This window comes from Noviherbaspirillum sp. (genome assembly GCF_035254865.1).
Lineage (GTDB): Bacteria > Pseudomonadota > Gammaproteobacteria > Burkholderiales > Burkholderiaceae_D > Noviherbaspirillum.
In genome coordinates this window covers 1-22,044 of the sequence record NZ_DATFAF010000032.1, presented here as the reverse complement: position 1 = coordinate 22,044, position 22,044 = coordinate 1, and the positions used below count along the sequence as shown (strand labels likewise).

22 protein-coding genes are annotated in these 22,044 nt (G+C 62.7%); 4 read left to right on the top strand and 18 right to left on the bottom strand.

The window, feature by feature from the left end:
* Positions 1-210: 210 nt before the first annotated feature.
* Both VJ651_RS08960 and VJ651_RS08955 read right to left on the bottom strand, forming a co-directional pair.
* Positions 211-831, bottom strand: a complete 621-nt coding sequence (locus tag VJ651_RS08960; RefSeq protein ID WP_324107121.1) for a response regulator transcription factor — start codon at positions 829-831, stop codon at positions 211-213.
* The gene (locus tag VJ651_RS08955) at positions 821-2,410 is read right to left on the bottom strand and encodes a sensor histidine kinase (protein ID WP_324107120.1); all 1,590 of its coding nucleotides are present in this window, start codon (positions 2,408-2,410) and stop codon (positions 821-823) included. The genes VJ651_RS08960 and VJ651_RS08955 overlap by 11 nt, the downstream gene beginning before the upstream one ends.
* 491 nt (positions 2,411-2,901) lie before the next feature.
* Between VJ651_RS08955 and VJ651_RS08950 the strand changes: the two genes are divergently transcribed.
* Together VJ651_RS08950 and VJ651_RS08945 are read left to right on the top strand one after the other, a co-directional pair.
* On the top strand, positions 2,902-4,173 hold the full coding sequence (locus VJ651_RS08950) for a putative Na+/H+ antiporter (protein ID WP_324107119.1): 1,272 nt from the start codon (positions 2,902-2,904) through the stop codon (positions 4,171-4,173).
* 11 nt (positions 4,174-4,184) lie between these two features.
* Positions 4,185-4,685 (top strand): universal stress protein, encoded by a 501-nt coding sequence (locus tag VJ651_RS08945; protein ID WP_324107118.1) that lies wholly within the window; start codon positions 4,185-4,187, stop codon positions 4,683-4,685.
* A gap of 9 nt (positions 4,686-4,694) precedes the next feature.
* Here VJ651_RS08945 and VJ651_RS08940 read toward each other — a convergent pair whose 3' ends face one another.
* From VJ651_RS08940 to VJ651_RS08865, 16 genes are all read right to left on the bottom strand, one after another.
* Positions 4,695-5,135, bottom strand: coding sequence for a DUF3305 domain-containing protein (locus tag VJ651_RS08940; protein ID WP_324107117.1), 441 nt, complete (start codon positions 5,133-5,135; stop codon positions 4,695-4,697).
* Positions 5,136-5,167: 32 nt separating this feature from the next.
* A complete protein-coding gene (locus tag VJ651_RS08935) occupies positions 5,168-5,512 on the bottom strand; it encodes a hypothetical protein (protein WP_324107116.1) in 345 nt (114 codons plus the stop codon).
* A gap of 16 nt (positions 5,513-5,528) precedes the next feature.
* Positions 5,529-5,888, bottom strand: coding sequence for a hypothetical protein (locus tag VJ651_RS08930; protein WP_324107115.1), 360 nt, complete (start codon positions 5,886-5,888; stop codon positions 5,529-5,531).
* A gap of 15 nt (positions 5,889-5,903) precedes the next feature.
* Positions 5,904-7,019, bottom strand: coding sequence for a formate dehydrogenase subunit gamma (locus VJ651_RS08925; RefSeq protein WP_324107114.1), 1,116 nt, complete (start codon positions 7,017-7,019; stop codon positions 5,904-5,906).
* Positions 7,020-7,021: 2 nt separating this feature from the next.
* A complete protein-coding gene (locus VJ651_RS08920; RefSeq protein ID WP_324107113.1) occupies positions 7,022-7,255 on the bottom strand; it encodes a hypothetical protein in 234 nt (77 codons plus the stop codon).
* Positions 7,252-7,932, bottom strand: a complete 681-nt coding sequence (gene fdh3B, locus VJ651_RS08915) for a formate dehydrogenase FDH3 subunit beta (protein WP_324107112.1) — start codon at positions 7,930-7,932, stop codon at positions 7,252-7,254. Before fdh3B ends, VJ651_RS08920 begins: the two co-directional genes overlap by 4 nt.
* A gap of 35 nt (positions 7,933-7,967) precedes the next feature.
* Positions 7,968-10,859 carry a formate dehydrogenase subunit alpha gene (locus tag VJ651_RS08910; RefSeq protein ID WP_414691326.1) on the bottom strand — a complete coding sequence of 964 codons (2,892 nt, stop codon included), beginning with the start codon at positions 10,857-10,859 and terminating at the stop codon, positions 7,968-7,970.
* A gap of 13 nt (positions 10,860-10,872) precedes the next feature.
* Positions 10,873-11,103 carry a twin-arginine translocation signal domain-containing protein gene (locus tag VJ651_RS08905; RefSeq protein WP_324107111.1) on the bottom strand — a complete coding sequence of 77 codons (231 nt, stop codon included), beginning with the start codon at positions 11,101-11,103 and terminating at the stop codon, positions 10,873-10,875.
* Between the two features lie 22 nt (positions 11,104-11,125).
* Positions 11,126-11,785 carry a molecular chaperone TorD family protein gene (locus VJ651_RS08900; RefSeq protein ID WP_324107110.1) on the bottom strand — a complete coding sequence of 220 codons (660 nt, stop codon included), beginning with the start codon at positions 11,783-11,785 and terminating at the stop codon, positions 11,126-11,128.
* Positions 11,786-11,981: 196 nt separating this feature from the next.
* A complete protein-coding gene (locus VJ651_RS08895; protein ID WP_324107109.1) occupies positions 11,982-14,090 on the bottom strand; it encodes a 4Fe-4S binding protein in 2,109 nt (702 codons plus the stop codon).
* Between the two features lie 16 nt (positions 14,091-14,106).
* Positions 14,107-14,577 (bottom strand): DUF3306 domain-containing protein, encoded by a 471-nt coding sequence (locus VJ651_RS08890; RefSeq protein ID WP_324107108.1) that lies wholly within the window; start codon positions 14,575-14,577, stop codon positions 14,107-14,109.
* Positions 14,578-14,611: 34 nt separating this feature from the next.
* Positions 14,612-15,430, bottom strand: a complete 819-nt coding sequence (locus VJ651_RS08885) for an extracellular solute-binding protein (RefSeq protein ID WP_414691325.1) — start codon at positions 15,428-15,430, stop codon at positions 14,612-14,614.
* A gap of 10 nt (positions 15,431-15,440) precedes the next feature.
* Complete coding sequence (locus VJ651_RS08880; protein ID WP_324107122.1) at positions 15,441-16,112, bottom strand: energy-coupling factor ABC transporter ATP-binding protein; 672 nt, start codon at positions 16,110-16,112, stop codon at positions 15,441-15,443.
* Entirely contained in the window at positions 16,112-16,816 is a 705-nt protein-coding gene (locus VJ651_RS08875; protein ID WP_324107107.1) for an ABC transporter permease, read from the bottom strand. Before VJ651_RS08875 ends, VJ651_RS08880 begins: the two co-directional genes overlap by 1 nt.
* Before the next feature lie 142 nt (positions 16,817-16,958).
* Positions 16,959-17,804, bottom strand: coding sequence for a formate dehydrogenase accessory sulfurtransferase FdhD (locus VJ651_RS08870; protein WP_324107106.1), 846 nt, complete (start codon positions 17,802-17,804; stop codon positions 16,959-16,961).
* 236 nt (positions 17,805-18,040) lie between these two features.
* Positions 18,041-19,144, bottom strand: coding sequence for an alkene reductase (locus VJ651_RS08865; RefSeq protein WP_324107105.1), 1,104 nt, complete (start codon positions 19,142-19,144; stop codon positions 18,041-18,043).
* Positions 19,145-19,368: 224 nt separating this feature from the next.
* Here VJ651_RS08865 and VJ651_RS08860 point away from each other — a divergent pair, with 224 nt between their 5' ends.
* Together VJ651_RS08860 and VJ651_RS08855 are read left to right on the top strand one after the other, a co-directional pair.
* Entirely contained in the window at positions 19,369-20,358 is a 990-nt protein-coding gene (locus tag VJ651_RS08860; protein WP_324107104.1) for an LLM class flavin-dependent oxidoreductase, read from the top strand.
* Positions 20,359-20,431: 73 nt separating this feature from the next.
* Positions 20,432-21,421 carry an aldo/keto reductase gene (locus VJ651_RS08855; RefSeq protein ID WP_324107103.1) on the top strand — a complete coding sequence of 330 codons (990 nt, stop codon included), beginning with the start codon at positions 20,432-20,434 and terminating at the stop codon, positions 21,419-21,421.
* The last annotated feature ends 623 nt before the right edge of the window (positions 21,422-22,044 follow it).

Sequence of the window (22,044 nt, the reverse complement as noted above, 5' to 3'; positions counted from 1 at the left end):
GCGAGGGCGAGTTATTTCGCTTCCTGCTTTTGCCTGCAGCGCTTCGGGCACCCCGACAGGGGCGGAGACTTTGCGGTCGCCTTTCTTTGCTTACTTTCTTTGGCGAAGCAAAGAAAGTGAGCGGCTGCCGGGCCGCCCCCGGCAAGCATCCACGAAGAGACGACAATGCCGGGTCACCGAAGAAATCCCTTGCACCCCACGGAACAGTCCTTATTCGCTTCCCCTATGCTTCTGTAACATCAAGCGCACCAGATCGGGAATGCGTTGCGTGCCGAGCTTGGCCATCATGCGCGCCTTGTGCACTTCCACCGTGCGCGGGCTGATGCCGAGCAGATCGGCGATCTCGCGGTTGTGGCGGCCCGCGACCACCAGTTCCATGACTTCCCGCTCGCGCGCGGTGAGGGTCGCCAGCAGTTGCTCGAACTCGGCCGCCTGACCGTGCGCTTCCTGCACGGTGGATTGACGGCGGAATGCTTCGTCGATGGCAGCCATCAGCTTGTCATGGTCGATCGGCTTTTCCAGGAAATCGACCGCCTGCGAGCGAAAGGCTTCACGCGCGGATTCCACATCGCCGTGGCCGGTCATGACGATGACGGGGAGGGTGCTGCCCAGTTCCAGCAAGCGCTTCTGCAGCGCCAGCCCGTCGATGCCGGGCATGCGGATGTCGATGAGGATGCAGCCGCGCCAGTCCGGGCGATACGCCGCGAGGCAGCTTTCCGCATCGGCGAACAAGGTGATCGGATAGCCTTGCACGCTCAGCAGCAGGCCGAGCGCATCGCGCACCGACTGGTCGTCGTCGACGATGAAGACGGTATATCCGCTAGGTGGCATGATCGCTTCTCTCCCTTTTTCCTTCGACCGGCAGAATCAGTTTGAATATGCCGTGGTCGGCCGGTTCCGCCAGCAGATTGCCGCCGTGCGCTTCGGCAATCGCGCGGCTGATGGTCAGCCCCAGCCCGAGGCCGCTTGCCTTCGAGGAATGAAATGCTTCGAACAGGTGCGCCGCCAGTTCCGCCGGCACGCCGCTGCCGGAATCCTCGATGCGAATGCAGACCGAGCGCGGATTTTCCAGCCTAGCCGTGATGCGGATGCTGCGTTTCCCGCTGGGCTGGGCGGCAACCGCATCGAATGCATTGGACAACAGATTGCGCAGGACCACCTCGATCTGCAGCCTGTCCGCCAACAGCGTGCAGGCTGGTAGCTCTGCGATACTCAGCGCGACATCCTGCTCCCGGGCGCGCTTCTCGAACGGCTCGCTCGCGGCGGACAGGAGCGCGGCCAGCGGCACGTGTTCAAGCTGCGTGGCGCCGGTGCGGAAGAAATCGCGCAGGCGGCGCACCACCTCGGCGGCGCGATGCGACTCCGCCACCATGCGCCGGATGACATCGCGCAGGCGTTCTCCGGTATCGCCTTGCGCGAGCAGCTTTTCGCATGCGCCGCCATAAGCGGAGAGGGCCGTCAGGGGTTGATTGATTTCATGCGCGAGGGCGCCCGCCATTTCGCCGGCGGCGGCCAGCCGCAGGGTCTGGCGCAGCTCCGCGCTGACGCGCTGCTTTTCGTCGACCACCACGCCGATGAAAAAGCCGAGCAATGCCAGCACCACCGTGAGCGTCTGGATTTCGAGCACGGTCACCGCGGGAAAACCGAGCAGCTGCACGCTGCCGATAATGCCGAGCTGCACCATGGTCGCTCCGAGCACGGCACCGGTCAAACCGTCTTTTGCAGCCATCCAGACGATGGGCAGGAACAGGACATAGAAGTACTTGTAGTTGGCTTGCGCGCCGATGCCGAATGCCACCCACAGGCTGAGGAGCATGACCAGGAAATACACCGCCATGCGCCAGGTCAGGCAGACCGCGCGCAGTTTGGCGCGTCCGCGCTCGTCCAGCAGCATCCAGAAAATCGGCATCGAGACGATGATGCCGACGCAATCGCCGACCCAGTAGCGCAGCAGCGCACTGCTCCAGGCCTCGGGCGGAATCAGCCGCGTGAAGGACAGCGCGGAGACGAACACGACGCTGTTGAGCAGCGTGCCGAGCGCAATGATGATGACCCACTCGATCAGGCCATGCAGGTCCGTGAACAGGCTGGTGCCCGCCAGCCGTCGCCGCAGCAATGCCGCGATGGCCCAGTAGCCGCAGGTCAGCAGCGCCGACAGTGCAAACCATAAGAGCAGCGCGGCAGGAAGATGGCGCACCCATGCATCCGCGATCAGGATCGCCACGCCGAGCGTCGCCGCCGCCCGGGGACCGAAGCGCAGCACATAGACCAGGCCGAGCGCGGCCGCCGGGCTCCAGGGTGTGATGTTCAGGCCGTACAGCGGATGAATATAGCTCACCCAGTCGAGAGCGACATACCCCAGGACCAGCACGAGCACGTCGTGCCAGCCGAAACGCAAAACGGGAAACATGGACGCCACCTGACTGTTCCGTGGTTTCAAATTGTCATTGTGTGCGTTCATGGCCGCGTTGGTAATTCGCAGGAGCCCGTAAGGGTTTCACTTAGTGAGTGTTATGGATGTCCACGGAATACACGGAAATCACGGAAGAAATCCTTGGGTTTTTTGCTTTTTTTTGGAGCACGCCGAGCATCCATATCGCCTTTTGTGGGCAAGGATTTCAGTTCCATGGCGGGGAAATTATAGATATCCACAAGAGACAAAAAAATTGCTGCTTTCCGCGCCTTCCGTGTATTCCGTGGACATCCATAACGTCCTCTGCTCACCGCTTGATTTATCCGGACGCGCTACCGGTTGTCTGATAAGCGGCCCCAGGAGCAATGGTACCAGCGCTCGCCGCGGAGAAGTTGATAGTGGTTTGCCGTACGCGCCCGCCCCAATTTTCAAGGGCAGGTTGCGCGCCTAAGATGCAAGCCATCACAACCCATTCCGTATATCAGGCCATGACATCGCTCGCACCGAATTCTGTTGAAGTGATCGCAGCGGTCGTCTTTGCCGTCGCTGTCCTGCACACTTTCTCGACCAGGATCTTTTCGCAATTGGCGATCCTGCAACCGGGTCATGCCGGGCTCTGGCATTTGCTGGGCGAGGTAGAGGTCGTGTTCGGGTTCTGGGCGCTGGTCCTGATGGTGTTCATGTTCGGCATCATGGGCAAGGATGAAACCATTCACTATCTCGATGGGCGCAACTATACCGAGCCGATGTTTGTGTTTGTCATCATGGTGATCGCGGCCAGCAAGCCGATCCTGCAAGCCGTGCTGGCGCTGGTCCGCAAGCTGGCCCATGCGATTCCGATTCCCGACGCGCTGGCGGTCTATTTCCTGTGTCTCTCGCTGGTTCCCATGCTCGGCTCCTTCATCACCGAGCCGGCGGCGATGACGCTTGCGGCAATACTGCTGCGAAACAGTTTCTTTACCAATCATCTGAGCAACCGCCTGCAGTATGCGAGTCTCGGTGTGCTGTTTGTCAATGTCTCGATCGGCGGCACGCTCACCTCGTTTGCCGCGCCGCCGGTGCTGATGGTTGCCGCGACCTGGGGTTGGGACACGCCGTTCATGCTGGCGCATTTCGGCTGGAAGGCGGCCATCGCGGTGTTTGTGAACGCTGCCGCGGTAACCTGGTTGTTCCGCAAGGAGATCGTGGAGAAGGGCCCGGCTGCCGTCAACGCCGAGCAGCCGGGAAGCGTGCCGTCGCTCATCGTCGGGGTGCATGTGGCGTTTCTGGCGGCGGTGGTCACCTTTGCCCATCATCCGGTCATCTTCATGGGCCTGTTCCTGTTCTTCCTGGGCTTTACGCATGCCTACCAGCGACATCAGGACAAGCTGATCCTGCGCGAAGGCCTCATGGTGGCCTTCTTTCTCGCGGGTCTGGTGACGCTTGGCGGTCTTCAGCAGTGGTGGCTGGAAGCGACTCTTTCACAGGTCGATTCGACATCGCTTTACTACATTGCCACGACCTTGACCGCCGTGACCGACAACGCGGCCCTGACTTACCTGGGGTCGCTGGTGGAAGGCGTCACGCCCGAATTCAAGTACGCGCTCGTTGCCGGGGCGGTGACGGGCGGCGGTCTGACGGTGATTGCCAATGCGCCGAATCCGGCCGGGTTCTCGATTCTGAAAGGCTACTTCCGCAATTCGGCGATCAGTCCAGGCGGTTTGTTCGCCGCGGCGGCCCTGCCGACCTGCGTCGCCATTCTTGCCTTTCAGCTTCTCTAATGGAGGCCGCGATGAGTGACATGACCAATATGAACGACTTCAGCCGCGCTGGCGGCGGGGCACCTCTTCACCTGCTGATTCCGGTGGATGCGACCGAACGCTCGCGCTGGGCCATTCGTTATGCATTGCAGCAGCATCGCGCAGGCACGCCGCTGCGCGTGTCGCTTCTGTTTGTGGCCGTTCCCCCGGATGAATGGCGCATTCTGCGCTACAAGAGCGAGGACGATCTGCTCCGGTTCCAGTCGGCGCGCGGCAAGTTGCTGATGGACGATGCCGCGCGCGAGCTGCAGGAGGCAGGCATTGATGTCGAATACCTGATGCGCGAAGGCGATGTCGCCTTTCATATCATTGACATGGCCGAGCAGTGCGGCTGCGATGCCATCGTGATGCCGGTTCCGTATCCTCGTCTCGTCAAACTGCTGTCGGTGGATGTCGCACGCGAGGTGTTGCGCCGGCAGCGCTCGGTTCCCATGATCAGCGTGGGCGCGGACGGCGTCCCGGTGGCGATGTGATCCGTCTTCCTATCCGTGCTCTCGTCCCCGCCGTTCGCGCGGGCGATAGTGCTCTTGCAGGTATTGGGCCAGCCACGCGTGGATCTCGCGCGGCATCGCGACGCCGTCGACCGGCTCTCCCGAGTCCAGCATGCGTGTGCCTTCTCCGTAACTGACCGAGGCTGCCACCGGCATCGCGCGCTGATCCTGCAAGCGCCACATGACGAACACCTTCGGTTCCGGCGCCACCCAGTTTTCGAAGTAGCCGTCGTCTTCATCCGGGTAGATGTCGAGGTGCAGTCCCGACACGAGGTAGGACTCGCCGTCTTCGCTGCGGCCGAGCGGGGTGACAGGCGCCAGGCCGCCGGGATCGGGTACGACGCCAGCAGCCGACCATGCGTCGCCTGCCCATTTGTGGCGTATGGTTCGGCGCTGCATGACCACGGCGATCGGCATTCTGGCCATACGCATTATTGGTTGTCTCCTCTATAGGCGGGTCGGGCTTACTTGATCTTGTCCGGCGGCCCCTGCTTTTCCGGCTGCTTGACATCGGTGCTGGGCGCCGCCGTGCCGAGCTTTTCGCTGCGCACCGGAACTACCGCTTCCGCCGCGGCCGAGGGGGGATGCGTCTTGCCGCCGCCGGCGCGCCAGCGTGCGGCGATCTTGTCCATGGTCGCGTCCAGCATTTCCTTTTCCTTGGCTGCCTGTGCTGCTGCCTGCTCCTTCTTGGCGGCCGCGGCCTGTTGCTGTTCCGGTGTCGGCGGCGGCAACTTGGCGGCGGCGCCGACGGAGAACAATCCTGCCAGCAGGATCGCCGCCCTCAGCGACCTTGGTTTTCGCTTGTGCATGGCTCTGTCCTTTCGACTACTTCGGAGCCGGCGCGGCTTTCGTGCCGGCTGCCCCTGGCGTGGTGCCGCCCATGGCTGGTCCGCTCGTCGTGCCGCCCGCGCCTTCGGGAATGCCCGGCGTGCCGCTGACGCTGCCGCTCGGCGTCGCCGCCTGGCCGCGCTTGCCTTCGTCGCCGCCGACTTTCGCGGTAGCCCCCGCGCTGCTGGCGCGCGCCATGATTTCGCCACTGGTGCCGCCGCCCGAGGTGACGCCGCCGGGGAAATGGGTCTGACTGACATCGGCGCTGGCGGGCGAGGTGCCGCTCTTGTTGCATCCGGCCAGTGCGGTCGTCAGCGCGACGGAAAGTCCGAGAAGAATGGCGCTTCTGCTGTCCATGGTGTTGTTCCTTCCTCAGCTTCCGGGGCGCGGCGTGGTGCCGGGTGGAATCGGACGGCCGGGCGTGACGGCATGGCGGCTTTCCGCCTGCACTTCGTCGTACCAGAGTTCGTGGTGCGTCCTCGCCCATTCCTCGTCGACCGTGCCGTAACGCATGGCCTCGTAGGCGCCGGGCGTTCCCAGCGTGCCGAGATAGATATGTCCCATCGCGGCGATGATGTATAGCGTCGCGCCGGCGAGGTGGAAATAATTGGACATCTGCAGCAGATAACGGGTGAAACCGGTATTCGCGCCGGCATTGATGAAGTAGGGGAAGTCCAGCATCAGCCCGGTTAGGGACATGACGAGGCCGAGCAGCGTGACGCCGCCCCAGAACCACAGTTTTTCGCCGGGATTGAAATAGCCGGTCGGCACATGTTCATGGCTGACCATGCCGCCGGCCTTGCGGATCCAGACCCAGTCGCCGCGAACGAAGCGGTTCTTGCGCACGAAGTTGAAGAACAGGATGATCGAGCAGGCAATGAACAGCGGCCCGACGAAGTTGTGCAGATACTTCGAGATGACGGCAAACCACGAGAACACTTCATGGCCCATCCATGGCAGCAGTACCTTCTTGCCGAACAGGACGATCAGGCCGGTGATGGCCATGGTCAGGAAAGCGATTGCCGTCGTCCAATGGATCAGCCGGTCCCAATCCGAAAAGCGCTGTATCTTGCGTCCTGTGGCCGGATGTTCGAGGCGCGCCGGGCCGAAGGCGCGATAGAAGCCGAAGAGCAGCAGCGGCACAACCAGGACCAGCACGCCGGAAATGGTGGCGAAGCTGCCGTTGCGCAGGACGCGCCAGGTGTTGCCGCCGCGCTGGAGGATCACATCCTGTTCCGGCATGAAGCCGGGCGGAATGATGTAGTGCCGGTCGAAATGCTCGCGTCCCGATGCGGCATCGCCGTAGCCGGGCTCCGGCAAGTCTTTTTCAACCTGCAGGATGGTCTGCTCTTCCGCATAGGCGGGATGCGCGCTGTCGTTGGGGACCGCCGCGCGCGCCGTCAGGGGAAGCCATGCCAGCAGCAAGCCCAGCAACATGGCCAGCAACAGGGCAGGCCAAAGGTGCGGTCGGATAGGGGCGAGAAGCATGTCTACCTCCGGTCGTTGGTCCGGTTGTATTCGTTCTGGCGCAGATTGCGATTGGAAATCGCCGCATACCATGCCAGCCGGTCATTGTGGAAATTGGCCTGCGGCGGCAGGTTGTCCGCCTTGCCGTTGTACTGGCCGTTGATCCAGGCCGGGTGCTGCTCGACTTCCAGACAGCCGGTCAGCAGCAGCGGCATCATCAGCACCATCGGCGCCATCAGGAGTCGCGAGTTCGTCATGTCGGCAGCTTTCGTGGATTGTTCTGGAAATCGTTCAGGTCCTGGTTGGGGCGCGGCCCGCTGCCCTTGGCCTTGATCTCGCCGGCCTTGGACGGTTGGTAGGCAATGTCCCAGCCCCACAGCTCCGGCCCGTAGCCCCGGATTTCGACGCGCGCCTCGTAAATCTTGGCGATGGTGTTGGCGTCGCCGGCCAGCAGGGCCTTGGTGCCGCATTGCTCGGCGCAGACGGGCAGCTTGCCTTCGCTGATGCGGTTGCGTCCGTATTTCTGGAATTCGGCTTCGGTATTGTCCGGCTCCGGGCCGCCCGCGCAGTAGGTGCATTTGTCCATCTTGCCGCGATGATTGAAGGCGCCGGTCTCCGGGAATTGCGGAGCGCCGAACGGACAGGCGAAATAGCAGTAGCCGCAGCCGATGCAGGTGTCCTTGTCATGCAGCACGATGCCGTCTTCGGTGTGGTAGAAGCAGTCCACCGGACAGACCGCCATGCAGGGCGCGTCGGTGCAGTGCATGCAGGCGACCGAGATGTAGTGCTCGCCCGGCACGCCGTCGTTGATGGTCACGACACGGCGGCGATTGACGCCCCACGGCGTTTCATTCTCGTTCTTGCAGGCGGTGACGCAGCCGTTGCAATCGATGCAGCGCTCCGTATCGCAAATGAACTTCATTCTGGCGGCCATGCGGGTCTCCGTGTCAGTGTTTTGTCAGTGCGTTGTCAGTACTTCGCCAGCCTGCAAAGCGAGGCTTTCGTTTCCTGCATCATCGTCACGATGTCGTAGCCGTAGGTCCAGCCGGTATTGGCCGCCTCGCCGCGCACGATGGGCGCCGCGCCCTGCGGATAATGCGGTTCAAGATCCTCGCCCATCCACCATCCGCCGAAATGGAAGGGCATCCACACCAGTCCTTCCGGCACGCGCTGGGTCACCAGCGTATGCACTTTCAGACGCGCGCCGGTCGGCGTCTCGACCCAGACGAACTCGCCGGTCTTGACGCCGGTGCGCGCCGCATCGAGCGGATTGACTTCGACGAACATGGCCTGCTGCAACTCGGCCAGCCAGGGGTTGGAGCGCGTTTCATCGCCGCCGCCTTCATACTCGACCAGGCGGCCGGAGGTCATGATGAGCGGATAGTCCTTCACGAAATCCACCGCCTGCACGCTCTTGAACAGCGTCGGCAGGCGCCAGAAGGCCGCCTTGTCGTCATAGGTCGGATATTGCGCGGCCAGGTCGCGTCGCGGCGTGACCAGCGGCTCGCGGTGCACCGGCACCGGGTCGGGGAAATTCCAGACATTGGCGCGCGAGCGCGCATTGCCGAAGGGCGCGCAGCCATGCTGGATCACCACGCGGATGATGCCGCCGGAGGGATCGGTCTTCCAGTTCTTGCCTTCCGCCAGCGCCTGTTCCTGTGCCGTCAGTTCGTTCCACCAGCCGAGTTTTTTCAGGAAGACATGGTCGAATTCCGGATAGCCGGTGTCGATCTCGCTGCCCTTCGTGGTCGAGCCGTCCGCCGCCAGCAGCGGCGCGCCGCTGTGCTCGACACCCCAGTTGGCGCGGAAGGGCAGGCCGCCTTCGATCACCGGTTTCGACAGGTCGTACAGGATGGGTGTGCCGGGATGCTTCAGCTCCGGCGTGCCCCAGCAGGGCCAGGGCAATCCGTAGTAGTCGCCCTTGCAGGGGCCGGACTCGGCGAGCAGGGTGGTCGGATTGAAGGTGTGCTTGTTCTGCATGTGCAGCTTCAGGCGCTCCGGCGAACAGCCGGTGTAGCCGATGGTCCAGCAGGACCGGTTGATCTCGCGCAGGATGTCCTCGATCACCGGCTCGTCCTTGACGACCTTGATGTTCTTGCACAACTCGTTCGCAAAGCCGAACTTCTTCGCGAACAGGTACATGATTTCATGGTCGGTCTTGCATTCGAACAGCGGCTGGATCACGCGCTCGCGCCATTGCAGGCTGCGGTTGGAGGCGGTGACCGAGCCCGGGCTCTCGAATTGCGTCGCGGCCGGCAGCAGATACACGCCGTCCTTGCGGCCGTGCATCGCGGCCGTCATGCTGGGATAGGGATCGATCACGACCAGCATGTCGAGTTTCTGCATCGCCGCCTTCATGTCCGGCAGGCGCGTCTGGCTGTTGGGCGCATGACCCCAGTAGAACACCGCACGCAGATTGCTCGGCTGGTCGATGAATTCGTTCTTTTCCAGCACGCCGTCGAACCAGCGCGACACGGTCATGCCCGGCTTTTCCATCAGCTCCTTGGAGGCAAAGCGCGACAGCATCCAGTTGTAGTCGACGCCCCAGACTGCCGAGAAATGTTTCCACGCCCCTTCTGCCACGCCGTAGTAGCCGGGCAGGGAATCCGGATTGGGGCCGACGTCGGTCGCGCCCTGCACATTGTCATGGCCGCGATAGATGTTGGCGCCACCGCCGGCAACGCCGATATTGCCCAGCGCCAGTTGCAGGATGCACAGCGCGCGCACGTTGGCCGTGCCGACGTGATGCTGCGTGATGCCCATGCACCAGACAATCGAGGAAGGGCGATTCTTGGCCAGCATTTCGGCCACGAGCCGGACGGCTTCTTCCGGTATGCCGGTCACATCCGACACCTTGTCCGGCGTCCATTTCGCCACTTCCTTGCGCACGTCGTCCATGCCATAGGTGCGGCGCGCGATGTATTCCTTGTCTTCCCAGCCGTTGTTGAAAATGTGCCACAGCACTCCCCACACGAAGGGAATGTCGGTGCCGGGACGAATGCGCACATAGTGGTGGGCAAAGCGCGCGGTGCGCGTGAAGCGCGGATCGACCACGATCATCTTTGCACCCAGTTCCTTCGCGTGCAGGAAGTGCAGCATCGAGATCGGATGTGCTTCGGCCGGATTGGAGCCGATGAACATCACCGCCTTGCTGTGCGAGAGATCGTTGAAGGAATTGGTCATCGCGCCGTAGCCGAAGGTCTGGGCCACGCCGGCCACCGTCGTCGAATGGCAGATGCGCGCCTGGTGATCGCAATTGTTCGAGCCCCACATCGACACGAACTTGCGCAGCAGGTAGGACTGCTCGTTGTTGTGCTTGCTGGAGCCGATCCAGAAGATCGCATCCGGCCCGGACTTCTCGCGGATTTGCAGCAGCTTGTCGCCGATCTCGTTGATCGCCTGGTCCCAGGAAATGCGCTGGTACTTGCCGTCGACTAGCTTCATCGGATAGCGCAGGCGGCGCTCGCCGTGCCCGTGCTCGCGCACCGATGCGCCTTTCGCGCAATGCGCGCCCATGTTGAAGGGCGAGTCGAAAGCGGTATCCTGGCGCACCCACACGCCGTTCTGCACGATGGCGTCCACCGAACAGCCGACCGAGCAGTGGGTGCAGATGGTGCGCTTCAACTCCGGCCCGGCGGCAGCGGCGGCCGGCGCACTCGCCCCTTCGGCCGCAGCGGCGGGTTGAATCACGTTCAAGGGCAACTGGCGTGCGAGGACGGCGGCGCCCGCCGTCACGCCGGTGCGCATGAGAAAGCTGCGCCGGTTCATGGTCGACGAGGCGGCCGAGCCATTTCGCTCCGCACTCCTGCGCACCAGCGTGGCCTGCCCGTCGGCGCCGCCGGATTTCCGAACAAGGGACATGATTGACGCCTCCTCAGAAAGCCGCGGTGGAATAGTATTTCCGGATGTGTTCGGTTTCGTGATAGCCCTTCGCGTCGGAAGGGGCGGAAGGGGGTGAAGACGCGGCAGGCGGATCTGTCTTGATGCCGGATTGTGGCGTCAGCAGCGCGGCGGCGCCGGCGAGCGCCGGCATGCCGACGGCCGCGGCCAGAAAGTTGCGCCGTGACGCGGTCTTTGAATGATGGGCCGCCTTGTTCTTGTCCATGTTCTCGCTCCTCCGACTCACTTCACTGAACTTCGCATGCCTCATCCATCGTGAACGCCTCGGCTTCGATCTCGAAGAAGGCCTGGATGAAATCGGCAACCCGCTGATAGAAATTCGCGCCCGGTGCATCACGAACGTGGTCCAGGCACGGCAAATACCATGTGGCGATGTGCTTCTCGAAAAAAGTCTTTTGCACGGCAAGTGGCCGTGGCGCGACGCCCGGGGCGCCGGCGATCAGGATGCGCATCGCTTCGCACAAGGCGCCGAGATGGTCTTCCAGTTCGCCGCTACCCGCAGCGCGGGACAGGCCGAGGCGCGCCAGGTCCGCGCGCAATCCCGCCAGTGGCTTTTCCATCATGAAGCCGGCCAAGTACAGCGATGCGTAAGGATTGATCAGTGGCGTACCGATGCTGATGAACAGGGCGTCGAATTCCTCACGTACGGCGTCGGCGTCGATCACGCCGGCGGCAAGAATCAGTTTTTCCCAGGCGAGTTCCAGCGGATTGCCGGCTTGTCCGGCAACAAGCGAATCGGCGCCGGCCAGGGCGCTCAGCAGCGCCGCGTCAGGCGCACGGAGCAGCAGGCGCGCGATGAGCGCATAGAAGTCCGCGCGGGCCAGTTCGTCCGCGTCGGCCTGCGCCTGTGCCATATGCTCCGCATGCGCGGCTTCGGGCCGATTCATTCGACGCGCTTTCTGTTCAAATGCGCCTCCACGGACAATGTGTGCTGTCGGGCAGGAAATGGGCTCAAAGTACACGCACCGACCGTTATTTGATTCAGGAATGGCCAAATGTTTCTCCTGCCGGCTTCAAAACGAGAACTAGTCGACAACGATTTGCGTCTCATCAAACGCCGATCGGCAACAATGCGGCGCGGAATCACGGCCGCCGCACCGAGGTGAACGCGCCCGGGTTGGACTGCATCAGGTCGATCACGCGGCAGTCGCCGCACATCTTCAGCCGCTCCAGATTGGCGCTGAATGCATCATGTGCCGCCAGTCTTGCCAGCATGCTTTCAATCACTTTCTCCGTGCCGAAGGGCTTGTTGCAGCGTATGCAGGAGAAGGGCCGCGATTCATTCAGTACTAGCGGATTTTTCGCCGCATCGCGCAGGTTCAGCCGGGGCACGAGCGTAAGCGCGTTCTCGGGGCAGGTCTGCACGCACAGGCCGCATTGCACGCAATTTTTTTCGATGAAGCGCAGCTGCGGCCGGTCGGCGGTGTCCATCAGCGCGGACGAAGGGCAGGCGCCGGCGCATGCCATGCACAGGGTGCAGGCGGCGGAATCGACTTGCACGCTGCCGAAAGGCGCACTCGCCGGAAGCGGAATTTCCTCTACCTTCGCGGGAGCGTGTTCCTGCAGATGTCCGATGGCGAAATCGAGCGTATCGCGCTTGTCGGCAAAGGCATTGAATCTGGCCGGCACTCCCGGCACTTCACCGCGCGGCGCATGCAGCAGGGCCGCGTCCAGCGCTTCCGGTGTCGCAGCCTCGATCAGCTGCAGATGGGTGCCGCCGTAGCCGAGGCCCGACAGGATCGCCTGTGCAATCTGCATCTGCTCTCTCAGCGCGGTCATGTACTGCGGCGCTTCTTCGCCGGTGGCGAGCACGGCGACGCCGGATGCGCCCCAGGCAATGGCGCTCAGCCACAGGTCGATGCCGGCCGAGGCGACGTGATGCAGCGCCAGCGGGATGACGCGCGCCGGAAGGCCGCGCAAGCGCTTGCTGCCTTTGGCCAGGCGACCCAGCGTATTGATCAGCGCGGTGCCGCCTTCCTTGCTGTGGAACAGCAGCGCCGGCTGCTTGCCGCCGGCTGCCGCATAGGTGCTGAGCAGCGTTTTCAGACGCCGTCCCAGATACGGCGCATCGGGATAGCCATAGCCGAGCGCGCCCGACGGGCAGACCGTGGTGCAGGCGCCGCAGCCCATGCACAGATGCGGATCCACCTTGATGTGATTGCGGTTGCTGCCGGACGTGCTGATCGCGCCGGTCGAACAGACGTCGATGCAGGCGGTGCAGCCGGTTTTCCGGTTGCGGCTGTGGGCGCAGAGCTTTTCCTTGTAGCGAAAGTATTTCGGCTTCTCGAATTCGCCGACCAGTTGGCCCAGGGGCAGCGCCGCTTCATGCTCGACCGCGATGTCGTTCGCGGGCGCGGCATAGCCTTGCGGCGGTTCGTGCAGCGTGATCAAGGGCGTCGGGGACAGATCGAATACCAGGTCGCATTGCAGCTCTTGCCGAATTGGCTGCCGCGCGAAATCGATGGCGCCGACCGCGCCGCACGCTTCCACGCAATCGCCATGCCGCTTGCAGCGCTCATGGTCGATCTGGAATACCGGACTGATCGCGTTTTCCGGACAGGCATCGATGCAGGCATTGCATCGCACGCAGCGGTCCAGGTCGATCGGATTGGACTGCTGCCAGTGCACCGTGAAAGCGCCCAGCCAGCCGCCGACCTCGACCTGGGCGCCGGAGAACACCGGATAGCGGCGCGCGTGCGGCATCGAAGTGGTGGCGCGTGCATCGGTCAACAGCAGGCTGACGCTCAACTGCTTGCTCAGGCGCTCCGCCCATGGCAGTGCCCGGTCGGCGCTGCCGATGACCAACACGCGGCCGCGCGAAGAATAGTTCACCACCGGCACCGGATCGGCGGCGGGCAGGGCGGCGTCGGCCAGCAGCGCCGCCATCTTCGGGAGGGCGCTCGCGGCTTGCGCGCCCCATCCCGCGGTTTCTCGCAGGTTGACGAAGCGCAGCGGGACAGCGCCATTTTCCTGTTGCGCGAGTTCCTCGAACAGCGCGCTCTCCTGTGTGCAGCCGACCACCACTGGCGTTGTTCCCTTCAGCGCATCGCGGCAGGCGTCCACTTGTCTGCCGCACAATTCGTGGGCGATCGGAAGGGTTTCTGTCCCGAGCGCCTTGCCGAGTTTTTCGCCTGCGGTGGCGTCGAGCGGCATGCTGCGGTTGCAACTGCAAATCCTGAATGTCGTGTTCATGAAATCCGCCTGTCTGTCATGCTTGCATGTCCGGCATATCCGGTATCTCCGGCGCGGGTGGGTCATTCTTGCCGGCCTTGTCTGGCTCCGGCTCCTGTTCTTGCTCCTCGACGGACGGGAACATGCTGCGCGCGTGCTGCAAGGCCGCGAGCATCGCCGGTGTCAGCGGCGTGGGCCGGGTGTAATCGCCGATATAGACATCGAGGCCGTCCATCGCATTGAAGTGCGGATCGGAAAAGAGCACCTTCATGGCCGCGCGCCGCACTGTCGGGTCGGTCCCTTTCGCGACAAAGAGCGAGTAATCGGAGTCGGCCGCGAGATGCTTCACGTCATCCATGGTCGGCAGCATGGACGCGTCCGCGCTGCCGGAAGCCGTTGCCGGCTTGACGGCATCTTCAACCGGATGGACATCGGGCTTGCCGTTTTCCGCCTTCGCGAATTCGGCTTTCCTTTTTGCCCAGCGCTGGAAAAATCGCTCTGCAGCCATGTCTTGTCCTCGGTTTGACGTCGGTGAGCGCCACTCACGGCGCTGATGCGGATGGATAGAACAACTGCTGTCCGTCCACCTTGAAGGCCGCAATCTTCTTCTGCCCTTCGGCGGACGTCAGCCATTGGATGAACTGCATTGCACCCGCGTAGTTCACTTCCTTGTGTCGCTCCGGATTGACGGCGATCACGCCATACGGATTGAACATTTTCGGATCGCCCTCGACCATGATCGCCAGCCCGGTCTTCGCGCGGTACGCGCCGTAGGTGGCGCGATCGGTCAGCGTATAAGCCTGCAGTTCGCCGGCCATGTTCAGCACCTGGCCCATGCCGACGCCGGCCGACAGGTAGCCGGGTCCGGAGGGCGAGACGCCGAGCTGCTTCCAGTAAGTCTTTTCCATCTGGTCGGTGCCGGAGTTGTCGCCGCGCGAGATGAAGCGGGCCTGCGCGGCGACGATCTTCTTCAGCGCGTGCAGCACATCCTTGTCGCCGCGGATGCCGGCCGGATCGCTGGTCGGGCCGACCAGCAGAAAATCGTTGTACATTACATCGCGCCGGTTCACGCCATATCCCTCGGCCACAAACTTGTCCTCGGACGCACGCGCGTGCACCAGCGTGACGTCGACGTCGCCGCTCCTCGCCAGCTCCAGCGCCTTGCCGGTGCCCACCGCGATCACCTTGACCTTCAGGTGTGTCTGCTGCTCGAACTGCGGCAGCAGCCAGGCGAGCAGGCCAGAGTTTTCGGTGCTGGTGGTGGTCGACAGCCGGAGCGTCTGGGCATTTGCGACCGACATGCCGCAGAGCAGGCCGAGCAGGACCAGAACAACGCGACAGTGCAAGGAAGACAGGCGCATGGTTTATCTTTCATGAGGACGTTGAGGACGTTTTCAGTTGCAGACGGCCGTCGCGCAGCTTCATGCGCTGCATGCCGGAAACCGCGATGAGGTCGCGGTCATGGCAGGCGATGACGATGCTGTTGCCGGCATCCAGCAGGGAGGGAATCAGGCCGATCACCTGCTCCTTCGCCCGGCCGTCGAGATTGGCGGTCGGCTCGTCCAGCAGGAGCAGTCTGGGCGACAGCACCTTGGCGCGTGCCAGCGCGACGCGCTGCTTTTCGCCACCCGACAGCACGGCCGGCTTGCTGCTTCGCAAGTGTGCGATGCCGGCCCATGCCATCGCCTCGTCGACTCGCCTGCCGGCTTCGGCCTTGCTCACGCCGCGCGCCAACAGGCCGTAGGCGATGTTATGGAACAGATTGGTGGAGAACAGCACCGGATGCTGATGCACGTACACGATGGCGTCGCGCATGGCCTTCGGATAAGGGGAGAGCCGTACGCTGTCGCCGCTGAACTTCGCCTCTCCAATGTCGGCCGGCATCAGCCCGGCCAGCACGCGCAGCAGGGTGCTCTTGCCCGAACCGTTGGCGCCGGTCAGCACATAGGCGCAGCCCGCCTCGATGTGCAGTTGATCGATGTCGAGCAGCAGGCGCTGGCCGATTTTCTTTTGCAGACGATGGATGTTCAGCAGGGATTTCATCATGCCCCCATCGAAGAACCGGCATTGCCCTGCAATAGCAGCATTGCGGCATTGATGACCAGCGCAATCGCCATCAAGATGAGGCCGAGCGCGATGCCTTGGGAAAATTCGCCCTTGCTGGTTTCGAGCGCAATCGCGGTCGGAATGGTGCGCGTGTCTCCGGCTATATTGCCGCCCACCATCAGCGCGCAGCCGACTTCCGAAATGACGCGGCCGAAGCCGTTGACGGCAGCGACCATGACGCTGAAGCGTGCTTCATGCAGCACGGTGCACATGAGGCGCCAGCCGGATGCGCCATGCGCGATCGCGGTTTCGGCAATGCGCGGATCGGTCGCCTGCACCGCCGCGAGCGTCAGCGCGATCAGCAGCGGAAGCAGGATCAGCGCATCGCCAAACACGATGCCGGGCTGGCTGAACAACCACTGCAGGCTGCCCATCGGTCCTTGCCGCGACAGCATCATGACCAGCAGCAATCCGATCAGCACAGTCGGCAGGGACAAGGCGGCCTGCGTGAGCCAGATCACGATGCGCCGCCCGGGGAAAACGCGCGTGCCGATCAGATAGCCGAGCACCAGCGCGGGCGGCGCCGCCACCAGCATGCCGAGCAGCGATGTCTTCACGGAAATCCACACGATCTGCCACAGTTCCACGTCTCCTGAAAGAAGAAGGGAAAATGCGGCATGCACGGAATCGTTCAAGCCCATGGAAATCGTGATCGTGAAAATGCGGCGGCCGGTATGCCGCAATGAAAGCCCGGCCTGGCACGCTGTTGAAAGAACCGCTGTGCGATGTTTTCAGCAGCATGCCGACCCATGTTACGACGCTGACATCTGTTTCAGCTTCGCATCACGCAAGGCTTATGACGCTACTCAATAGATGCGGCTCATAATGTAGCCGCTCCTTTCCTGTGAGCAGCAGAAAATGCTTGCCGGTACAGCGCGCGAGCAGGGTCATGCCGAGACGCTGCGCCACCGTATGACCCATGCGCGTGGTGCCGGAACGCGACAGCAGAAAGGGAATGCCCATCTGCGCGCCCTTGATCACCATTTCCGAGGTCAGGCGGCCGGTCGTGTAGAACACCTTGTCGCCGCCGCGCATCTCGTCAAGCCACATTTTTCCGGCGATGGCATCGACGGCGTTATGCCGGCCGACATCTTCGATGAAGTAGAGCAGGCGGCCCTCGGAAGAAAACAATGCGCAGCCATGCACCGAGCCGGCCTGCTTGTAGATCGAGGGCTGGGTGCGGATGGTGTCGACGATATGGTAGAGAACGGACTGCGCCAGTCGTGCATCGGCGGGCAGGGTGATGGTGTCGACTTCCTCCATCAGGTCGCCGAATACCGAGCCCTGACCGCAACCTGTCGTGACCACCTTGCGGGCTGTCCTCTCTTCGATATCGGCGATGCCGGAACGCGTCTTGACCGCCACTGCGTTGACCTCCCAGTCAACCTGCAAGGAGACGATTTCCTCTATGGAACGCACCAGCCGCTGATTGCGCAGATAGCCCAGCGTCAAGGCTTCCGGCGCGCTGCCGAGCGTCATCAGGGTGACGAGTTCGCGCTTGTCCACGTAGACGGTCAGGGGCCGCTCGGCCGGAATTGCAATGGTGGAAGAGCGGCCGCGTTCGTCCAGTACGTCTACTTCATGCGTCAGGTCGATGCTTGCGTGGGACAAGGCGGGTCGATGCGACATTGGGGTAGATCCTGCGGTATGGATTTGCCAGTGTGCCCAATTGCGCGGTCGCAGGATTTGCGGCGCGTCAACCGGACAGGATGATTGAATGAAGACCAGCGTTGAGGAAGTACGTCAACGGATCGTCAACGGAAACCACGGAAACCGCGAAAAAATGCAACACGAGCTCTTTCCGTGTTTTCCGTGCCTTCCGTGGACAGAATGATGGCTTATGCAAGCCAACCGAATGTCCGGCTTTACATCTCGCCTAAGGTCGGATAATCGATATAACCGTTGGCGCCGCCGCTATAGAAGGTCTGCGGATCGGGCGTGTTGAGCGGCGCGCCGCGCTGCAGGCGTTCGACGAGATCAGGATTGGCGAGGAAAGACTGGCCGAAGGCGATCATATCGGCGAGGCCGGCTTGCAGGACTGCGTTGGCGCGCGCCAGGTTATAGCCGCCCGCAACGATCAGCGTGCCGGGATAGAGCGGCCGGAAGAAATGTACGGACAGGTCGGGCATCGGGTGCTCGCCTTGCGGCTGGATCGGTTCGATCAGGTGCAGGTAGGCGAGGTCGAGCGCCGCGAGACGCTTCACGACTGTGCCGAAGGTTTCCTGCGGATGGCGGTCGCACATGTCGTTGAAGGTGCCGCCCGGCGACAGGCGCACACCGACTCGATCGCTGCCCCACACGTCGGCGGTCACGGCAATCACTTCGAGCAGCAGGCGCGCGCGGTTTTCGATGCTGCCGCCATAGCGGTCGGTGCGCTGATTGGTGCCGTCTTCGAGAAACTGGTCAAGCAGATAGCCGTTCGCGCCATGCACTTCGATGCCGTCGAAGCCGGCGATCTTCGCATTGCGCGCGGCCTGCCTGAACTCTTCGACGATGACCGGAATTTCATGCGTCTCCAGCGCGCGCGGCGTGGGGATATCCTTCAGGCCGTCCGCGGTGTAGGTCTGCACGCCGCGCGGCGCGATGGCGGAAGGCGCGACCGGCAGATCGCCGCCGCGGAAGTCGGGATGCGAAATGCGGCCCACATGCCATAGCTGCATGAAGATCACGCCGCCTTTCTGGTGAACGGCGTCGGTCACCTTCGTCCATGCCTGGACCTGTGCCTCGCTGTAAATGCCGGGTGTCGCGATATAACCCTGGCCCCCGGCGCTGGCCTGTGTCGCTTCGGTGATGATCAGGCCGGCACCCGCGCGCTGGCTGTAGTAGGTGGCCGCCATGCTGGAGGGAAGATTGCCCGGCTCGGCACGGCTTCTCGTCAGCGGCGGCATGACCAGGCGGTTCTTCAGTTGCAGGGAGTCCAGTGCGATGGGCGAGAAGACATCGATTTTCGGTGCGGATCTGGTGTTCATGTGTGTCGACTCCGGTAGCCATTGATCGGAGTGTCCGCCAGGGGCGGATATGCCAAGTGTGATGTTACGGCTGGGGTTTGGTTCCGTTGCGCGTTGGGCGTGGCGTACGAGCAGAGGCGTATTTCGCTATCATCATCCTTGTCATCTGCGCGGAGAAGGGTGGAATTGCCCGCCCGCAAAAGCGCAATCTCAGAACAGCGCACCATCTCACCCATACAATTGAAATGACCCAATTTTCCGTTCTCGATCTTTCCCCGATTGCACAAGGCAGCAATGCTGCGCAGTCGTTTCGCAATAGTCTCGACCTCGCGCAGCATGCGGAGCGCTGGGGCTACCATCGCTTCTGGCTGGCCGAGCATCACGGCATGCCGGGCATCGCCAGCGCCGCGACAGCCGTGCTGATCTGCCATATTGCCGGCGGCACTTCCACGATCCGCGTCGGCGCGGGCGGCATCATGCTGCCCAATCATTCGCCGCTCGTGATTGCCGAGCAGTTCGGCACGCTGGAATCGCTCTTTCCGGGCCGCATCGATCTGGGCCTCGGGCGCGCCCCCGGTTCCGACCAGGCCACCGCGCGTGCCTTGCGCCGCAATCTTGCTTCCGACGCCGATGAATTTCCGCAGGATGTGGTCGAGCTGATGGATTATTTTTCCGCTGAATCGCGGCGCTCGGTGCGTGCGGTGCCCGGCGCGGGATTGAAGGTGCCGATCTGGATCCTGGGCTCCAGCCTGTTCGGCGCGCAGCTCGCGGCGGCGCTTGGCCTGCCGTATGCCTTCGCATCGCATTTCGCTCCCGCGCAGATGATGCAGGCGATCGATTTGTACCGCGCGACCTTCCGGCCCTCCGCGCAACTGGACAAGCCCTACGTCATGCTCGGTTTCAATGTTTTCGCTGCTGATACGGATGAAGAGGCGCAATTCCGTGCGACATCGATGCAGCAGGCTTTCGTCAACCTGCGCAGCGGCCGGCCCTCGCAACTGCCGCCGCCGGTCGAGGACTACCGGAATCGCATAGGTGCGCAGGAGAAGGCCTTGCTGGACCAGGTCCTGTCCTGCTCGGCAGTCGGATTGCCGGAAACGGTCTCGAAGGAAATCAGCGCCTTCATTGCCCGCACCGGCGCGGACGAACTGATGGTCACCTCGCAGATCTTCGATCATGCCGCGCGTCTTCATTCCTACGAGATTGCTGCGCAAGTTCAAAAGTCCTTGCGTTGACGTGAACCTGCGCCGCGTCTCCCAGTCAACGGAAATGGTCCTCTCCGCTGAAGCCTGATGAAAGGAATAAACGATGAAAACGCGTCGCCTCGGAAAAGACGGTCCGCAAGTCTCCGCCATCGGCCTGGGTTGCATGGGCATGAGCGATTTCTATTCCAACCGCGATGACCAGGAATCCATCGCCACCATCCATCGCGCCATTGATCTGGGCGTCACCTTCTTCGACACCGCCGACATGTACGGCCCGCATACCAACGAGGAATTGCTCGGGCGTGCCATCAAGGGCAAGCGCGACAAACTGGTCATCGCCACCAAGTTCGGCATCGTGCGCACGCCGGACAAGCCCAATGACTACGGCGTGAGCGGCAAGCCCGAGTACATACGGCAGGCTGTGGAAGGCAGCCTGAAGCGGCTCGGCATCGATGTGATCGACCTGTACTACCAGCACCGCGTCGACCCCGACACGCCGATTGAAGACACGGTCGGCGCGATGGCCGACCTGGTCAAGGAAGGCAAGATTCGTTACATCGGCCTGTCGGAAGCGGGCCCGCGCACGCTGGAGCGCGCGTGCAAGGTGCATCAAGTAACCGCGCTGCAAAGCGAATATTCCCTGTGGACGCGCGATCCGGAAGGCGAGGTGCTCGACACCTGCCGTCGGCTCGGCATCGGATTCGTGCCCTACAGTCCGCTGGGACGCGGCTTCCTCACCGGAGAGATCCGTAGTCCGCAGGATTTCGCGCCGGACGACTACCGTGCGCGCAGTCCGCGCTTTCAGGGCGAGAATTTTGCGAAGAACCTGCAACTGGTCGACAAGGTGAGGGAAGTAGCGGCCCAGATCGGCTGCACGCCGGGGCAGCTGGCGCTGGCCTGGGTGCTGGCGCAGGGCGAGGATATTGTGCCGATTCCCGGGACCAAGCGGCGCAAGTATCTTGAACAGAATGTGGCGGCGGTGGAGATTCGGATCGACGAGGCGCACATGGATGCGATCAATGCGATCTTTCCGAAGGATGTTGCGGCGGGGTTGCGGTATCCGGAGGCGATGATGAGTCGGTTGAATGCTTAGGGTTGTGTGTGGTTTTTCTTCGGTGATTCGGTGCGGGTGGCTCTTCGTGGGGGCTTGCCGGGACCGGCCCCGGCGGGCCGCTCACTTTTTTGCTTCGCCAAAAAAGTAAGCAAAAAAGGCGACCCTACTGCCGCCGCCCGCTGCGCGGGTTCCCAAAAGTGCGCCTGTCAAAACGGGAAGCGAAACAAACTCGCCTTCGGCTCAGACAGGTTTCGCTTCTTGATCCGTTTTGACAGGCGCGCTTTTGGCGTCGTCAGAAAGGGAAATGCACACCCCATCCCCACCCCGACCCTCCCCTTGAAGGGGAGGGAGTTGAAGGGCTCTTTATCGTTTTCAGACGCAAGCTAAAGAACGAACCTCTCCCTCTCCTTCAAGGGGAGGGCCGGGGTGGGGATGGGGTGAAAAACAGCCGCTCTGGCTCCGCCGAAGTGCTGCAGGCAAAAGCGGATAAAGAAGCGAAATCTGTCTGAGCACCGAGCGCAGCGAGGGCGAGTTATTTCGCTTCCTGCTTTTGCCTGCAGCGCTTCGGGCACCCCGACAGGGGCGGAGACTTTGCGGTCGCCTTTCTTTGCTTACTTTCTTTGGCGAAGCAAAGAAAGTGAGCGGCTGCCGGGCCGCCCCCG

Excerpts from the sequence above, each read along its gene's own strand:
- VJ651_RS08895 (WP_324107109.1), bottom strand. The coding sequence starts at position 14,090 with ATGAACACGACATTCAGGATTTGCAGTTGCAACCGCAGCATGCCGCTC.
- VJ651_RS08865 (WP_324107105.1), bottom strand. The coding sequence starts at position 19,144 with ATGAACACCAGATCCGCACCGAAAATCGATGTCTTCTCGCCCATCGCA.
- VJ651_RS08925 (WP_324107114.1), bottom strand. The coding sequence starts at position 7,019 with ATGCTTCTCGCCCCTATCCGACCGCACCTTTGGCCTGCCCTGTTGCTG.
- VJ651_RS08945 (WP_324107118.1), top strand. The coding sequence starts at position 4,185 with ATGAGTGACATGACCAATATGAACGACTTCAGCCGCGCTGGCGGCGGG.
- VJ651_RS08950 (WP_324107119.1), top strand. The coding sequence starts at position 2,902 with ATGACATCGCTCGCACCGAATTCTGTTGAAGTGATCGCAGCGGTCGTC.
- VJ651_RS08900 (WP_324107110.1), bottom strand. The coding sequence starts at position 11,785 with ATGAATCGGCCCGAAGCCGCGCATGCGGAGCATATGGCACAGGCGCAG.
- VJ651_RS08955 (WP_324107120.1), bottom strand. The coding sequence starts at position 2,410 with ATGTTTCCCGTTTTGCGTTTCGGCTGGCACGACGTGCTCGTGCTGGTC.
- VJ651_RS08875 (WP_324107107.1), bottom strand. The coding sequence starts at position 16,816 with ATGGGCTTGAACGATTCCGTGCATGCCGCATTTTCCCTTCTTCTTTCA.
- VJ651_RS08905 (WP_324107111.1), bottom strand. The coding sequence starts at position 11,103 with ATGGACAAGAACAAGGCGGCCCATCATTCAAAGACCGCGTCACGGCGC.
- VJ651_RS08960 (WP_324107121.1), bottom strand. The coding sequence starts at position 831 with ATGCCACCTAGCGGATATACCGTCTTCATCGTCGACGACGACCAGTCG.
- VJ651_RS08920 (WP_324107113.1), bottom strand. The coding sequence starts at position 7,255 with ATGACGAACTCGCGACTCCTGATGGCGCCGATGGTGCTGATGATGCCG.
- VJ651_RS08940 (WP_324107117.1), bottom strand. The coding sequence starts at position 5,135 with ATGCGTATGGCCAGAATGCCGATCGCCGTGGTCATGCAGCGCCGAACC.
- VJ651_RS08880 (WP_324107122.1), bottom strand. The coding sequence starts at position 16,112 with ATGAAATCCCTGCTGAACATCCATCGTCTGCAAAAGAAAATCGGCCAG.
- VJ651_RS08930 (WP_324107115.1), bottom strand. The coding sequence starts at position 5,888 with ATGGACAGCAGAAGCGCCATTCTTCTCGGACTTTCCGTCGCGCTGACG.
- VJ651_RS08890 (WP_324107108.1), bottom strand. The coding sequence starts at position 14,577 with ATGGCTGCAGAGCGATTTTTCCAGCGCTGGGCAAAAAGGAAAGCCGAA.
- VJ651_RS08910 (WP_414691326.1), bottom strand. The coding sequence starts at position 10,859 with ATGTCCCTTGTTCGGAAATCCGGCGGCGCCGACGGGCAGGCCACGCTG.
- VJ651_RS08860 (WP_324107104.1), top strand. The coding sequence starts at position 19,369 with ATGACCCAATTTTCCGTTCTCGATCTTTCCCCGATTGCACAAGGCAGC.
- fdh3B (WP_324107112.1), bottom strand. The coding sequence starts at position 7,932 with ATGGCCGCCAGAATGAAGTTCATTTGCGATACGGAGCGCTGCATCGAT.
- VJ651_RS08935 (WP_324107116.1), bottom strand. The coding sequence starts at position 5,512 with ATGCACAAGCGAAAACCAAGGTCGCTGAGGGCGGCGATCCTGCTGGCA.
- VJ651_RS08885 (WP_414691325.1), bottom strand. The coding sequence starts at position 15,430 with ATGCGCCTGTCTTCCTTGCACTGTCGCGTTGTTCTGGTCCTGCTCGGC.
- VJ651_RS08870 (WP_324107106.1), bottom strand. The coding sequence starts at position 17,804 with ATGTCGCATCGACCCGCCTTGTCCCACGCAAGCATCGACCTGACGCAT.
- VJ651_RS08855 (WP_324107103.1), top strand. The coding sequence starts at position 20,432 with ATGAAAACGCGTCGCCTCGGAAAAGACGGTCCGCAAGTCTCCGCCATC.